14 protein-coding genes are annotated in these 14051 nt (G+C 72.1%); 9 read left to right on the forward strand and 5 right to left on the reverse strand.

What is annotated here, in order from left to right:
• Positions 1 to 3: 3 nt before the first annotated feature.
• Positions 4 to 852: a LysR family transcriptional regulator gene (locus tag DMB42_RS47700; RefSeq protein WP_125647188.1), complete on the forward strand. Its 849-nt coding sequence runs from the start codon at positions 4 to 6 to the stop codon at positions 850 to 852.
• A gap of 15 nt (positions 853 to 867) precedes the next feature.
• On the forward strand, positions 868 to 1491 hold the full coding sequence (locus DMB42_RS47705; RefSeq protein ID WP_125647191.1) for a MerR family transcriptional regulator: 624 nt from the start codon (positions 868 to 870) through the stop codon (positions 1489 to 1491).
• Positions 1492 to 1494: 3 nt separating this feature from the next.
• Here DMB42_RS47705 and DMB42_RS47710 read toward each other — a convergent pair whose 3' ends face one another.
• Both DMB42_RS47710 and DMB42_RS47715 read right to left on the reverse strand, forming a co-directional pair.
• A complete protein-coding gene (locus DMB42_RS47710) occupies positions 1495 to 2382 on the reverse strand; it encodes a hypothetical protein (protein WP_125647193.1) in 888 nt (295 codons plus the stop codon).
• Positions 2383 to 2435: 53 nt separating this feature from the next.
• On the reverse strand, positions 2436 to 3113 hold the full coding sequence (locus DMB42_RS47715) for a ThuA domain-containing protein (RefSeq protein ID WP_125647196.1): 678 nt from the start codon (positions 3111 to 3113) through the stop codon (positions 2436 to 2438).
• 82 nt (positions 3114 to 3195) lie between these two features.
• Here DMB42_RS47715 and DMB42_RS47720 point away from each other — a divergent pair, with 82 nt between their 5' ends.
• Both DMB42_RS47720 and DMB42_RS47725 read left to right on the forward strand, forming a co-directional pair.
• Positions 3196 to 4053, forward strand: a complete 858-nt coding sequence (locus tag DMB42_RS47720; protein ID WP_221762689.1) for an RNA polymerase sigma-70 factor — start codon at positions 3196 to 3198, stop codon at positions 4051 to 4053.
• Between the two features lie 24 nt (positions 4054 to 4077).
• Positions 4078 to 4842, forward strand: a complete 765-nt coding sequence (locus DMB42_RS47725; RefSeq protein ID WP_125647199.1) for an SDR family oxidoreductase — start codon at positions 4078 to 4080, stop codon at positions 4840 to 4842.
• Here DMB42_RS47725 and DMB42_RS47730 read toward each other — a convergent pair.
• Positions 4832 to 5404 carry a TetR/AcrR family transcriptional regulator gene (locus tag DMB42_RS47730; protein WP_185845247.1) on the reverse strand — a complete coding sequence of 191 codons (573 nt, stop codon included), beginning with the start codon at positions 5402 to 5404 and terminating at the stop codon, positions 4832 to 4834. The two genes, DMB42_RS47725 and DMB42_RS47730, sit on opposite strands and share 11 nt — an antisense overlap.
• 84 nt (positions 5405 to 5488) lie before the next feature.
• Between DMB42_RS47730 and DMB42_RS47735 the strand changes: the two genes are divergently transcribed.
• Complete coding sequence (locus DMB42_RS47735; protein WP_125647205.1) at positions 5489 to 7138, forward strand: FAD-dependent oxidoreductase; 1650 nt, start codon at positions 5489 to 5491, stop codon at positions 7136 to 7138.
• Entirely contained in the window at positions 7135 to 8568 is a 1434-nt protein-coding gene (locus DMB42_RS47740; protein WP_125647208.1) for an ATP-binding protein, read from the forward strand. The genes DMB42_RS47735 and DMB42_RS47740 overlap by 4 nt, the downstream gene beginning before the upstream one ends.
• A gap of 15 nt (positions 8569 to 8583) precedes the next feature.
• Here the strand turns inward: DMB42_RS47740 and DMB42_RS47745 are convergent, their stop codons facing one another.
• The gene (locus tag DMB42_RS47745; RefSeq protein ID WP_221762690.1) at positions 8584 to 9585 is read right to left on the reverse strand and encodes an ROK family transcriptional regulator; all 1002 of its coding nucleotides are present in this window, start codon (positions 9583 to 9585) and stop codon (positions 8584 to 8586) included.
• Between the two features lie 73 nt (positions 9586 to 9658).
• On the opposite strand from DMB42_RS47745, the gene DMB42_RS47750 reads away from it, so the two are divergent.
• From DMB42_RS47750 to DMB42_RS47760, 3 genes are read left to right on the forward strand one after another with little or no spacing between them, the layout of a single operon-like run.
• On the forward strand, positions 9659 to 10822 hold the full coding sequence (locus tag DMB42_RS47750) for an MFS transporter (RefSeq protein ID WP_221762691.1): 1164 nt from the start codon (positions 9659 to 9661) through the stop codon (positions 10820 to 10822).
• Positions 10823 to 10868: 46 nt separating this feature from the next.
• Positions 10869 to 11936, forward strand: coding sequence for an LLM class flavin-dependent oxidoreductase (locus DMB42_RS47755; RefSeq protein ID WP_125647213.1), 1068 nt, complete (start codon positions 10869 to 10871; stop codon positions 11934 to 11936).
• A gap of 2 nt (positions 11937 to 11938) precedes the next feature.
• On the forward strand, positions 11939 to 13426 hold the full coding sequence (locus DMB42_RS47760; RefSeq protein ID WP_125647216.1) for an AMP-binding protein: 1488 nt from the start codon (positions 11939 to 11941) through the stop codon (positions 13424 to 13426).
• Between the two features lies 1 nt (position 13427).
• Here DMB42_RS47760 and DMB42_RS47765 read toward each other — a convergent pair whose 3' ends face one another.
• On the reverse strand, positions 13428 to 14018 hold the full coding sequence (locus DMB42_RS47765; protein ID WP_125647219.1) for a TetR/AcrR family transcriptional regulator: 591 nt from the start codon (positions 14016 to 14018) through the stop codon (positions 13428 to 13430).
• Positions 14019 to 14051 lie beyond the last annotated feature (33 nt).

The following is a 14051-nucleotide window of genomic DNA, read 5'->3' on the forward strand; positions in this document are numbered from 1 at the left end:
GAGATGGATCTACGCTACGTCAGGTACGCGATGGCGATCGCGCGCGCCGGCAGCCTGCGCCGGGCCGCGGCCGCGCTGCACATCGCGCAGCCCACGCTGTCGGAACAGCTCAGGGCGCTGGAGAAGGAGATCGGCGTCGAGCTGTTCAGCCGCTCGTCCAGCGGCGTACGCCTCACCGAAGCAGGTGAGGCGTTCCTGGCCCGTGCCACGGTCGCGCTCGACGCGTACGAGCGGGCCGTGACCGCCGCCAGGAGCAAGGGACGCACGGCCCGGCTGACCGTGGCCGACGGGCTGGCCGACGTGGCCGCCCGCCTGCTGTCCCAGCTCCAGAACGTGCCGGTGCGGCTCGCGCCGATGAGCACGGCCGAGCAGATGATCTCCATCGCCGACGGCACGCTCCAGGCCGGCCTCGGCTACGCCCCCGGCTCGCTGCCCAGGGGCGTGGCCCGCATGCTCATCCACCGTTTCCCCGTACGCGCGTTGCTCCCCCGCGACCATCCCCTGGCCGCGCACGAGACGTTGTCGCTGGCGGACCTGGCGGCCGAGCCGCTGATCATGCCGGAGTCCGACGCGGTCGCCGGGGCCCGGCGGTTCCTGGAGGGGTTCGTCCGGCATCGCCTGCATCCCCGGCTCGGCCCGGCCGCCGCCACCCATGACCTGGTCATCGACATGGTGGGCGCGGGAGTCGGCTACACCCTGTGCGTGCACGAGGGCATCACCGTCCCGGACGAGCTCGCGTTCGTGCCGATCAAGGAGGACGTGCCGCCGCTGGAGGCGGTCTTCCTCTGGAACCGGCAGGCCGACGTCCAGGAGGTGGTGAGCGCGGCCCGCCATGTCGCCCGCTCTGGATAGCGCTATTATCTATCGATGCGCATCTCAGAGCTGAGCGCCCGTTCGGGTGTCGCCATCCCCACGATCAAGTACTACCTCCGTGAGGGCATGCTGCACCAAGGCGAGCAGACCGCCGCGACCCGCGCCGAGTACGACGACTCCCACCTGCGCAGGCTCCGCCTGATCCGGGCCCTCCTGGAGGTGGGCAGGCTCCCCGTGGCCGCCATCAAGACGGTCATCGCCGCCGTCGAGGACGAGACGCTCCCCATGCACCACATGCTGGGGATCGCGCACTACGCGCTCGGTCCGGTCGTCGAGCCCGAGCAGGACGAGGAGTGGCGGGCCGCGCGGGCCGAGGTGGACCACCTGCTCGGCGAGCTCGGCTGGACCGTCGCCGAGGACGCCCCCACCCGCGACGAACTGGCCCAGACGCTGGTCCGGATGCGCCAGCTCGGCCTGCACGTGGACCTCGCGCCGTACGTCGAGGCCGTCGGGAAGCTGGTGACCGAGGTCGAGATGGACACCATCCCCTTCGACGGGCCGCGCGACGCGGCGGTGGAGGCCCTGGTGCTCGGCACGGTGTTGTACGGCAAGGCGTTCGACACGCTGCGCCGGATGGCCCAGGAGTCGGAGTCGGCCCGCCGGCTGGGGCCGCGCTAGCGGTCAGAGCAGGCCGTTCCCGCGCAGGATCTGGACCGCCCGCACGGTGGCCGCCCCCCGCCATTCGAGCGCGCCGGCGGGCGAGATCCGGGCGTAGTCCACGACCCAGCCGCCGTCGTCCTGCTGCGTCCCGGCCAGCCGTTCCAGGTCCGCGGTGATCACCTCGGGCGCGAACAGCTCACGCGCCGGCCGCCCCGGGTACGGCGCGAAGTCGAGGGGGTGCAGCCGCTCCTCCTCGGTGCCGCCCTCCACGGGCACCCGCCCGTCGTCCGGGATGTCGGCCGCCAGCCGCCTGAGCAGCCCGGCGGCCTCGGGGTGCGTGTCGTGGACGGCGTCCAGGAAGCGCACGGCGAAGGAGAGCACGTACGCGTGCGGCCGTTCCTCCAGCGCTTCGATCGCGTCGAGGCAGTAGCGGGTGGCCCGTGCCAGCCATGGGTGCGCGGCCACGGCCGGGTCGTGGGCGGCCACGCCGAGGGCCGCCGCCGCGGAGATGGCCGTGATCTGGAGGGACGAGGTGGTCGTGGCCGCGCCCGCCCACCAGGGCGCGGTGCCGTCGGCCAGGGAGAGCGGAAGCGCGAACGGCAACCCGCCGTCGGGCAGCGTGACCGACTCCAGCCAGTCGCACAGCGCGACGGCCTGCGGCGCGGTCTCGGGGGCGATCTCCTCGAGCACCTCGAAGGCGTGCAGCGCCGCGCCCGGCTGGCTCTCCGGCGCGCGCAGGTCGGGCTCCAGGCCCCAGCCGTAACCGCCGTCGGGGTTGCGGTAGGCGTCGAGCGCGTCGAGCACCGGGGCCGGGCCGGTCTCCCCCATGAGCAGGTGGAAGCGGCGCCGGTCCAGGATCCGGGCGTGCGTGGCCATGAAGCCGGCGACCGCCTGAAGGTTCACGTTCATGTGGCCATCGTGCCCGGACGGCGGCCGTCAGGTCTTGTACGGATCGGACGCCCTCAGCCGGTGACGCCCACCGGCCGTTTCAGCAGCCACAACGCGGCCCGCTGGAGCAGCGTGCGATGGATCTCGTTGTCGTAGGACCTGGTGTCGTGCCCCAGCGCGTCGTAGACCACCCGGCCGCGGCGCACCGGACGCGCCCAGACCAGCGGCTGGCCGTGGGAGGAGGCCAGCGGCCGTACGTCCGGCAGCACGTCGAGGTCGCTGTAGACCTCGTCCACCACGTCGAAGTCGCGCAGGCCCTCCACGATCGGGTGCGCGTCGCCGTGCACCCGCACGCCGGTCCAGCCGAGGGGCGGATGGGAGGACTTGGGCCAGCTCCAGCGCCCGCCGAGGACGCGCGGCCAGCCCTGCCAGTCGTCGAAGCAGATGGCGGCCGTGTGCATGCACAGCAGGCCGCCGCCCCGGTCGAGGTGGTCGAGGAGCGTGGTGCGGGCCTGGGCGGGCAGCTCGAAGCGCCGCCCGTCGCGCAGACCGGCGAAGCGGTCCTGGCCCATCTGCCAGCGCAGCGCGTTGACGGTGATGAGCTGCACCTCCGGCGCCTCGCCCAGCGCGCCCGCGATGTCCTCGGTGATCTCGGACTCGACGCCCACCTCCGCCAGCACGTCGGCGAGCACGGCCACCGTGGCGGCGAAGTCGTGGAAGAGTCCTCCTGACAGGATCAGATTTCTCGCCACGCCTCCAGCTCATCACGCCTCCCGTGACATTGCCAAGCGCCGACCGGCGACCCCGGCACGCCGGCCCCCCTGCTGAGGAGGCATGATGCCGGACGTGGACTTCGAGGAATATCGGCCGATGTTGCTGGGCCTGGCCTACCGCCTGCTCGGCAGCATGTGGGACGCCGAGGACGTCGTTCAGGAGGCGTGGCTGCGGTGGGAGGGCACGGACCGGAGCACGATCAGGGAGCCTCGGGCGTTCCTGCTGACCGTGGTCTCGCGCCTGGCCCTCGACCAGCTCCGCTCGGCCCGGGTCAGGCGGGAGGCGTACACCGGGCCGTGGTTGCCCGAGCCGGTCGCGACGGGCGACGCGGGGCCGCTGGACACGGCCGAGCTGCGCGACACCATGTCGTACGCGACCCTGCACATGATGGAGCGGCTGTCGCCGCCCGAGCGGGCGGTGTTCGTGCTCAGGGAGGCGTTCGAGCTGCCGTACGACCAGATCGCCGAGATCGTCGGCTCGTCGGTGGCCAACGCCCGGCAGATGCACCACCGGGCCTCGACCCGGCTGTCGCAGGGCCGCGACAGGTTCAGCCCGACGAACGAGGACCACACCAGGCTGCTGACGAAGTTCATGGAGGCGGCGGGCGGCGGCGACCACGACGCGCTGACCGAGCTGCTGCACGAGGACGTCGTCCTGTGGAACGACGGCGGCGGCAAGGTCAGGGCCGCCCTGCGCCCGATCTTCGGCCGGCGCAAGGTGAGCGGCTTCATCGGCGGCCTGCTCTCCCGCTACGACTTCAGCCAGGCGCGCCTCGTCGAGGTCAACGGCCGTCCGGCGCTGTGGACGCGCGTGGGGGGCAACGACCAGCTCATCGCCCTCGACGTGCGCGACGGCCGGATCCAGGAGCTCTACGGCTTGTCCAATCCGGACAAGCTGGCCCGGGTGCGGCCGAGTTGATCGGCCCGTCACTATAGTCGCCTTATGGATCTCGGCATCTCGGGCAAGGTCGCCCTGGTCACCGGTGGCAGCGCGGGCATCGGCCTGGCCGCCGCCAAGAGCCTCGCGCGCGAGGGCTGCGACGTGTGCGTCAGCGCCCGCAACCCCGAACGGCTCGCGGACGCCGTGGTGGAGCTGCAGCAGTTCGGCGGCGTGGTGCACGCCGTACTGGCCGACGTGGAGGACCCGGCCGCGGCTCAGCACGTGGTCGAGGAGACCCGCGACGTGCTCGGCCCGGTCGACATCCTGGTGGCCAACGCGGGCGGCCCGCCCACGGGCCGTTCCGACGAGGTCGACCTCAAGGACTGGGACGTCGCGGTGCAGCGCAACCTGCTCGGCACGGTCCGGCTGATCCAGGCGGTGCTGCCCGAGATGCGCTCACGCGGCTGGGGCCGGGTCGTCACCGTCACCAGCTCGTCGGTCCGCGAGGCGATCGACGGGCTCGCGCTGTCCAACGCCATGCGCCCGGCCGTCGCCGGGATCGTGCGCACGCTGGCCCGCGAGGTGGGCGGCGACGGCGTGCTGGTCAACAACGTGCTGCCGGGGCCGATCGACACCGAGCGCCTGCGCGGGATGTCCGGCGGCGACGACGACGTCGTGGCGGCGCGCGGCCGGGCCGTGCCCGTCGGGCGCGTCGGTCAGGCCGAGGAGGTCGGGGACGTGATCGCGTCCCTGGCCAGCGAGCGGGCCTCGTACGTGAACGGGGTCTCGATGCTGGTCGACGGCGGCCACAGCCGGGTCATCGCCTGAGCACGGCGGCGACGACGCCGGCCGCCCAGTCCTCGTCCTTGTCGGGCGGGTCGACGAAGTAGGACAGGTTGGCCCGGTGGTAGCAGGCGCCCATCAGCAGGGAGGCCGCCGCGCCGGGGTCGAGGCCCGGGTCGGTGCGGCCCGCGCGCCGCTCGGCGGCCAGGATCTCGGCCAGCGACAGGATCGGCATGTGGGGGCCGGTGTTCGTGGTGGCCAGCATGTGCCTGAACCTGGCCAGCAGCGAGGGGTCGGCCAGCATGCCGGAGGCGATCGTGGCGGCCCTGGTGTAGAACTCCAGCGTGGCCAGGACGAACCGGGTCAGGTCGGCCGCCAGGTCGCCCTGACCGGCGGCCAGCCGCAGCCGGGCCAGCGCAGGGGCGAGCGCGGGCATACGTTCGAGCAGCACCGCGAGGAAGAGGGCTTCCTTGCCGTCGAAGTGCTTGTAGAGCAGGGCCTCGGAGCAGCCGGCCGCCCGTGCGATGCGCTTGGTCGTCGCGCCGGAGATGCCGAACTCGCGAATGGCCTGCTCGGCGGCGTCGACGATGCGCTCGCGGGTGCTCATCCGACCATGATATGAGCGAGTGCTTCCACACCCGTGCGTGCATGACATCCTTCCCTTAGGGACCATTGGGGAGAAGGTAGGGGAATGGACAAGCCGGTCATCGTGACGGTCGACGACGATCCGGGGGTGTCCCGGGCGGTGGCCCGTGACCTCCGGCGCCGGTACGGCCATGAGTACAGGATTGTCCGCGCCGAGACGGCCCACGACGGCATCGAGGCGGTCAAGGAGATGCGGCTGCGCGGGGACGAGGTGGCGGCGATCCTGGCCGACTACCGGATGCCCCAGATGAACGGCGTGCAGTTCCTGGAGGCCGCCATGGACATGTATCCGTACGCGCGCCGGGTGTTGCTGACCGCCTATGCCGACACCGACGCCGCGATCCAGGCGATCAACGTGGTCGACCTCGACCACTATCTGCTCAAGCCGTGGGACCCGCCGGACGAGAAGTTCTACCCGGTGATCGACGGCCAGCTCGACGCCTGGATGCGGACCGACCGTACGGCTCGTCCTGAGTTGCGCGTGGTGGGCGACCGGTGGTCGGCGCGTTCGTACCAGGTACGGGACTTCCTGGCCCGCAACCATGTGCCGTACCAGTGGATGCTGGCCGAGGACCCCGAGGGCGCGCAGCTGGTGAAGGCCGCGGGCGAGGGTTGTCACCTGCCGCTGGTCGTCACCGAGGACGGCACCACTCTGGAGTCCCCCGACCACGCCACGCTGGCCACGGCCGTCGGCCTGTCCACCACGCCGGCCACCGACTTCTACGACCTGATCGTGGTCGACGGCGGGCCCGCGGGCCTCGGCGCGGCGGTCTACGGCGCCTCGGAGGGCCTGAAGACGGTGCTGGTCGAGGCGCACGCCTCGGGCGGCCAGGCGGGCCAGAGCTCCAGGATCGAGAACTACCTGGGCTTCCCCGACGGCGTGTCCGGGCAGCAGCTCGCCGACCGGGCCCGCCGGCAGGCGCTGAAGTTCGGGGCCGAGCTGCTGAGCGCGCGCAAGGTCACCCATCTGGAGCCGCGCGGCCAGGCGCGGGTGATCGGGTTCAAGGACGGCGGCGAGATCGCCGCCCACGCGGTCATCCTGGCCACCGGCGTCACCTATCGCCGGCTGGAGGCGCCCGGCCTCGACGAGTTCGTCGGCAGGGGCGTCTTCTACGGCGCCGCGCTGACCGAGGCGCCCGCGTGCAAGGACAACGAGGTCTACATCGTCGGCGCGGCCAATTCGGCGGGTCAGGCGGCCGTCTACCTGGCGGGATTCGCGAGCAAGGTCCATTTGTTGGTGAGGAGTGATGGTTTGGAGAAGTCCATGTCCCACTACCTCATCGAGCAGATCCACGCGCTCGGCAACATCGAGGTCCACCTCCTGACCGAGGTCGTCGCCGGCGCCGGTGACAGCCACCTCGAACGCATCACGTTGTCGACCAAGGGCGAGGAGCGCACGGTCGACGCCCAGTACCTGTTCGTGTTCATCGGGGCCGAGCCGTACACGTCGTGGCTGGGCGAGACGATCGAGCGGGACGCGAAGGGGTTCGTGCTGACCGGGCCCGACCTGGTGCAGGGCGGGCGGCGGCCGCGCAACTGGACGCTGCGCCGCGAGCCCTACTACCTGGAGACCAACGTGCCGGGCGTGCTGGCCGCCGGAGACGTACGGGCCGAGTCGATCAAGAGGGTGGCCTCGGCCGTCGGTGAGGGCGCGATGGCCGTCGCGCTGGTGCATCGTTACCTGGAGAAGCAATGACCGAGACCGCCGTCGACATCGACGAACTACGCAAGCTCTTCCTGTTCGAGCGGCTGACCGACGAGCAGCTCACCAAACTCGCCACCAGCGGCCGGGTACGCGCCTTCGCCCAGGACGAGGACATCGTCCGGCAGGGCGAGCCGGCCGAGTGCTTCGCCGTGCTGCTGGAGGGCGAGGTGCAGATGATCAACGAGACGGTCAGCGCCGGCACCGTCGCCATGCCGCGCGCCTCCCAGCCGGGCGTCTACGGCGGCGCCACCTCGGCGTACCTGGGCGACCGGGCGCCGGAGACGTACCAGCACACGTTGCGCGCGACCGCGCCCTCGCGGATCTTCCTGCTGCCGGCCAAGAAGTTCGCCTACATCGTGGCCGAGTGGTTCCCGATGGCGATGCACCTGCTCGACGGCATGATGTCGGGCGGGCGTATGCAGCGGGAGATCATCGACCGGCGGCAGCGGCTGACCGCGCTCGGCACGATCACGGCCGGGCTCACGCACGAGCTCAACAACCCGGCCGCGGCCGCCGTGCGCGCGGTGAGCGAGCTGCGCTCGCTGATCAAGGCGTCCCGCATCCAGCTCGCCCAGCTCGCCGAGGACGGCATCCCGCCGGAGAAGCTGCGCACGCTGATCGAGGCGCAGGAGGCGTGCACGAGCAACCTGGGCAACCAGCCGCAGCGCTCGCCGCTGGAGATCTCCGACGCCGAGGACGAACTGGGCGACGCGCTGGAGGAGGTCGGCGTCGAGGACGCGTGGGAGCTGGCTCCCGCGCTGGTCAACGCCGGGTTCAGCGCCGAGTACCTGCAGAAGATCCGCGGCAAGGTGGGCGAGGAGCACACCCCGGCCGCGCTCCACTGGCTGGCCGAGGCCATCGAGATCTCGCAGATGCTGAACGAGGTCACCGAGGCCACCGAGCGCATCACCTCGCTGATCCGCTCGGCCAAGCAGTACTCGCAGATGGACCGCGCGCCGTTCCAGATGATCGACGTGCACGACCTGCTCGACAGCACGATCGCCATCTTCCGCGGCAAGATCGCGCCGGGCGTCAGCGTGGTCACCGACTACGACCGCACGCTGCCGCTCATCCCCTGCTACGCCGGCGAGCTCAACCAGGTGTGGACGAACCTCATCCACAACGCGCTCGACGCCATGGGCGACGAGGGCACCCTGACCGTACGCACGGCCCACGACGAGGACGAGGCCATCATCGAGATCGGCGACACCGGCCCCGGCGTGCCCGACGCGATCAAGGACCGGATCTTCGAGCCGTTCTTCACCACCAAGAGCGTCGGCGAGGGCACCGGACTCGGCCTGGACATCTCCTACCGCATCGTGGCCGGACGGCACGGCGGCGAGATCAAGGTGCGTTCGGTGCCGGGCGAGACGTGGTTCGAGGTACGCCTGCCGCTGCGCGAGCCGGTCGCGCAGCAGTGAGCCCCGCGGCGCGGGTCACCAGACGTGGTCCCGCGCCGCGTCGAGTGCCGTCAGCACGGCCCCCTGCAACACCGCGTTGCCCTCGACCCGGGTGGCCCTGACCTCGGTGGGAGCGGGCGACAGGTCCCGCAGCCGGGCGGCGACCTGCTCGGCCAGTTCGTCGCCGCCCTCGTGGCCCATGGCCCCGCCGAGCACGACCAGGCCGGGGTCGAGCAGGGTGACGAACGCGAAGGCGCCCTTGGCGACCCGGCGCACCCACTCCTCGCGCCGGGTCTCGGCCTGGAGCAGCAGGCAGAGCGCCGTGCCCTCCACCTCAAGGAAGCCGATCTCCCCCGCCCCGCCGGACGCGCCGCGGCGCAGCCGTCCGCCGAGGACGACCGCGGCGCCGAGGCCGTCGTCCAGCCAGAGCAGCACGAAGTCGTCACTGCCCTGGGCCGCGCCGGTACGCAGTTCGGCCACGGCGGCCAGATTGACCTCGTTCTCCAGGACGACCGGCACGCCCAGCCGCTCGCGTACGGCGCTCACCAGGCCGGGCCGCCACCCGGGCACGTCGTTGGCCACCGTCAGCTCGCCGTCCTTGGGCTTGACCAGGCCGGGCGCGCCGATGACCACGTTGTCGAGCGGGCGGCCCGCGGCGGCCTCGGCGACCGCCGCCTCGATCAGGCCGACCAGGTCGCCGGCGATCTCGCGGACGGCCGAGCCGACCAGGCGGCCGGTCAGGTCGGCGACCGTGACGTGGATCGCGGTGCGCCGCAGGTCGACCCCGGCCACGTGGGCCCGGCCGGCGACCAGCGCGTAGAGGCGGGCGTTGGGGCCGCGGCGGTCCTCGCCGCATTCGCCGGCCTCCTCGATGAGGCCGCCGCCCTTGAGCCGTTCGATCAGGTCGGAGACGGTGGGCCGGGACAGGCCGGTCAGCTCGCGCAACTGCGGGGCGGTCAGCGGACCGTGCTCCAGCAGCAGGTCGAGGGCGAGCCGATCGTTGATCGCACGGGCCATGGACGGGGTCGCGGTCTTCACGCCGCCCATAATAGTCAGGAAGCCTCCCTGATAGGTCTTTTCATCAGGAAGGTTGCCTGATAGTTTCCCGGTCATGAATCATCACCGCGCCATCGCGGCCGTCTTCGCCGCGCACGGCGCCGTCGCCGGCAGCCTGGCCACCCGGATCCCGTGGATCCAGGAGCACGTCCACCTCAGCGCGGGCCTGCTCGGGTTCGCGCTGCTCTGCCCGTCGATCGGGGCGTTCGTCGGGATGCCGCTGGCCAGCCGGCTGGCCCACCGGTTCGGCAGCCGGGCCAGCACGCGCCTGCTGCTCGCGTTGTGGTGCGCCGGCCTCGCCCTGCCCGCGCTCGCCCCCACCCCCGTGTGGCTGTTCGCCACCTTCCTGCTGTACGGCGCGACGGCGGGCATGTGCGACGTCGTCATGAACGCCCACGGCGTCACGCTCGAACGACACCTGAACAAGCCGATCATCTCCGGCCTGCACGGCATGTGGGCCGTCGGGAGCCTGGCGGCGGGCGGCCTCGGCACCCTGGCCGCGCAGGCGGGCATCGACGCCCGCCTGCACCTCGGGGTCGTCGCGGCCACGCTGATGGTCCTGGGCGCGATCGCCGGGCGCGGCCTGCTGCCCGACGGCCCGCAGGCCGCCGACGCGCCCGCGCCGCGCCGGTTCGCGCTGCCCGGGCGCGGCATCCTGGCCATCGGGCTGGTCGGCTTCTGCGGCACGTTCGCCGAGGGGGCCAGCTCGAACTGGGCGGCGGTCTACCTCACCAACGTGGCCGACGCCGGGCCCGGGGTCGCCGCCGCCGGATACACGATCTTCATGCTCTGCATGGCCGGGGCCCGGCTCGCGGGCGACCGGGTGGTACGGGTGACCGGTCCCGCGCGGGCGGTGCGGACCGGCGGGCTCGTGGCGGTCGCCGGCGGCGTGCTGGTGGTCCTGGCCCGTACGCCGGCGCTGGGCATCACCGGGTTCGCGCTGGTCGGGCTGGGGGTGGCGATCATCGTGCCGCTGGTGTTCGCGGCGGCGGGGCGGGCGGGGCGTACGCCGGGCGAGGGGGTCGCGGGGGTCGCGACGATCACGTACCTGTCGGGGCTGACCGCGCCGGCGGTGACCGGGTGGGTGGCCGACAGCGTGTCGTACCCGGCGGCGTTCGCGCTGATCACGGGGATCCTGGTGGCGCTCACCCTGCTCGCGCCGGTGTTGCGGCAGCGCGAGACCGCGCCCGAGAGGGTCCTGGAGCGGCATCCGGCGTGATACGCTCCCAAGCGAGCGCTTGGTTTATCAGCTGAGAGGCCGCCGCATGAAGTTCTCGACCTTCCACCTCTTCCACCGCTTCGACGGGCAGAGCTTCAAGGACGTCTACGACTACCATCTGGAGCTCATCGAGCTGGCCGAGGAGCTGGGCTTCAACGGGGTACGGCTGGCCGAGCACCACTTCCGCGACTACGGCGTCGTGCCCAACCTGTTCACCATGCTCGCCCACGCCGCCGCCCGCACCTCCCGGATCAGGCTCGGCACCGGCATCGTGGTGTTGCCGCTGCACAACCCGATCCACGTGGCCGAGGAGGCCGCGCAGGTGGACGTGCTCTCCGGCGGGCGGCTCGACCTGGGCATCGGCCGGGGTTACCAGAGCTACGAGTTCGAGGGCTTCGGCATCGACCTGGCCGAGGCGCGGGACCGGTTCAACGAGGCGCTGGAGGTGATCCTCGGGCTGTGGACGCGGGAGTCGTACCAGCATGAGGGGAAGTTCTACCGGACCGGCGCGGAGGTCTCGCTCGCGCCGCGCCCGCTCCAGACCCCCCACCCGCCGCTGCACGTGGCCGCCGTCTCCCCCGAGACCGTCACTATGTACGCCGAGCGCGGCCTGCCCGTCCTGGCCGATCCCGCGGCCACGTTCCGCAAGGTCGTCAAGGCGGCCGAGACCTGGCGGGAGACGGCCGCGCGGGCCGGCCACCCGGCGGGCGCGGACCTCGTGGTGGCCCGCAGCGTGTACGTCGCCCCCACCCTGGAACGGGCCCGCGAGGACCAGACCAGGTTCGAGGCGTCGTTCGACCGCTCGCGCATCTTCAACGAGCGCAGCGCCCCCATCGACCCGAGGACCGGCAAGGCCGCCCAGGGTTTCGAGTACTACCAGGACCGCTACCTCAAGGGCGGCTCGGTCTCGCCGGACTTCCGCTGGGAGCAACTGGAGGTCATCGGCGACCCCGCCCGGGTCGTCGAGCAGATCTCGTTGCTCAGGGACGCCGGCTTCACCGATCTCCTGTGCGACTTCGGCAGCACCAGGCCCATGCCGCTGGAGGACATGAAGCGGGTCATGCGTTTCTTCGCCGCCGAGGTCATGCCGGCCTTCGCCCCCGCAGGAGGATGACGATGATCCACAGCCTGACCCTGTCCGAAGTCCTCGCCGACCACGCCCGCAGCCGCCCCCAGGTCACCGCCGTGGTGGACGGGGACGTGCGGCTCACCTACCCCGAGCTCGACGCCCGCGTGACGCGGCTGGCCGACGCCCTGGCCGGGCGCGACCTCGTCGCCGGCGACCGGGTGATGTGGCTCGGCCAGAACTCGTACGCGGTGCTGGAGCTGCTGCTGGCCTGCTCCCGCCTGGGCGCGGTCCTGTGCCCGGCCAACTGGCGGCAGTCGCGGGACGAACTGCGCTTCGTCCTGTCCGACCTGGCGCCCAGGGTCGTCGTCTGGGAGCCCTCCGACCAGGCCGCCGAACTGGCGGACGAGGCGACATGGGTGCGCGCCGGCGGCGCGTACGAGGAGCTGGTCGCGGGCGGCTCGCCGAGGGAGTTCCCGCAGGTGGACGATGCCGAGCCGGTGCTCGCGCTCTACACCGCCGCCTTCGCCGGCCGGCCCTGCGCCGCCCTGCTCAGCAGCGCGGCCCTGGTCGCCCACAGCACCACGCTGCTCGTCGTACGGCAGATGGAACCGGGCTTCACCTTCCTCAACGACGGGCCGCTCTTCCACGTCGGGACGATGATGTTCTGCCTGGCCACCCTCCAGATCGGCGGCACGAACGTGTTCACGCCCGCCTTCGACGCCGAGGAGGTCTGCCGGCTGGTCGACGCCGAACGGGTGACGCAGGCGTTCCTGTTCGGGCCGATGATCGACGCCGTCGCGGCGGCGAACGCGGGCGGCAAGTACGACCTGTCCTCGCTGCGCTTCGTCGCCCACTCCGCCGAGTGGGACGACATGATCACCGTGGACGACTCGCCCTGGTGCCGCTCGAAGATGGGCGGGTACGGGCAGACCGAGGTGGGCGGCATGCTCACCTTCCTCGGGCTGGCCGAGGGCGGGGCGGGGTTCGCGGGACGGCCTTCGCCGCTGGTCCAGGTACGCATCCTGGATCCGGAGGGCGTGGAGGTGCCGGCGGGCGAGGTGGGCGAGATCTGCGCGAGGGGCAAGACCCTCTTTTCCGGATATTTCGCCCGACCCGACTTAAATGAGGTGAAGTCGCGGTACGGCTGGCATCACACCGGCGACCTCGGCCGCCGCGAACCCGACGGCACCATCACCTTCATCGGCCCCCGCCTCCGCATGATCAAGTCGGGCGCCGAGAACGTCTACCCCGCCGAGGTCGAGCGGGCGCTCAAGACCCACCCGGCCGTCGCGGACGCGGCGGTGATCGGCGTGCCCGACCCCTCCTGGCACCAGGCGGTCAAGGCGGTCGTGGTGCTCAGGCCGGACGCCGCCGTCTCGGCGGAGGACCTGGTCACGCACGTCAGAGGGGAGCTGGCGGCGTACAAGAGGCCGCGCGAGGTGGTGTTCGCCGACGCCATCCCGAAGCAGGGCTTCACCCCCGACTACGACGCCCTCGACGCCGCGTACGGCGGCGGCAACTACCCGGGCGCCTGAGCTACAGCGGGAGCCCGGCCTCCAGGTGCGCGAGCGCCTTGTCCAGCTCGGCGGGGCCGTCCATGGCCGGGTTCCGCGTCCACTCGAACCACAGGGCCACCATCACGCCCGTGACGGCCCCGGTGACGTTCCTGATCTCGGGGTCGTCCACGCTGCGGCCCTCGCGCGCGGCGAGCTCCTCCCGCAGCGTCCCCAGCACGCCGGTGACGTTCTCCAGGCCGGCCGCCCACAACTCGGGAACGGTGAGCATGAGCATCTCCCGTTCCATGCCGTCGGCGATCTCCTCCCGCGTCTGAGCGTCGTTCACCGCCCGCATGGCCGCGCGTACGGCCTGGACGGGCCCGACGCCGGCGGGCACGGCCCTGAGCGCCTCCAGGAAGGGCGGGAACTGGTCGACCAGCACCAGGTCCTCCTTCGTCGGGAAATAGCGGAAGACGGTGCTGGGCGCGACCTCCGCCGCCTCGGCGACCTGCTCGACGGTCGTCTGCGCGTATCCCTGCTCGCGGAACAGCCGCAGTGCCGCCTTCTGGATCAGCGCCCTGGTCCTGGCCTTCTTCCGTTCGCGCAGGCCCTGGGCCGGTCGCTCGCTCATGCCACCGCATTCTCCGGGCTGCCGCCGCGCAAG

It is taken from the genome of Nonomuraea sp. WAC 01424 (genome assembly GCF_003947315.1).
Taxonomy (GTDB): Bacteria; Actinomycetota; Actinomycetes; order Streptosporangiales; family Streptosporangiaceae; genus Nonomuraea; species Nonomuraea spiralis.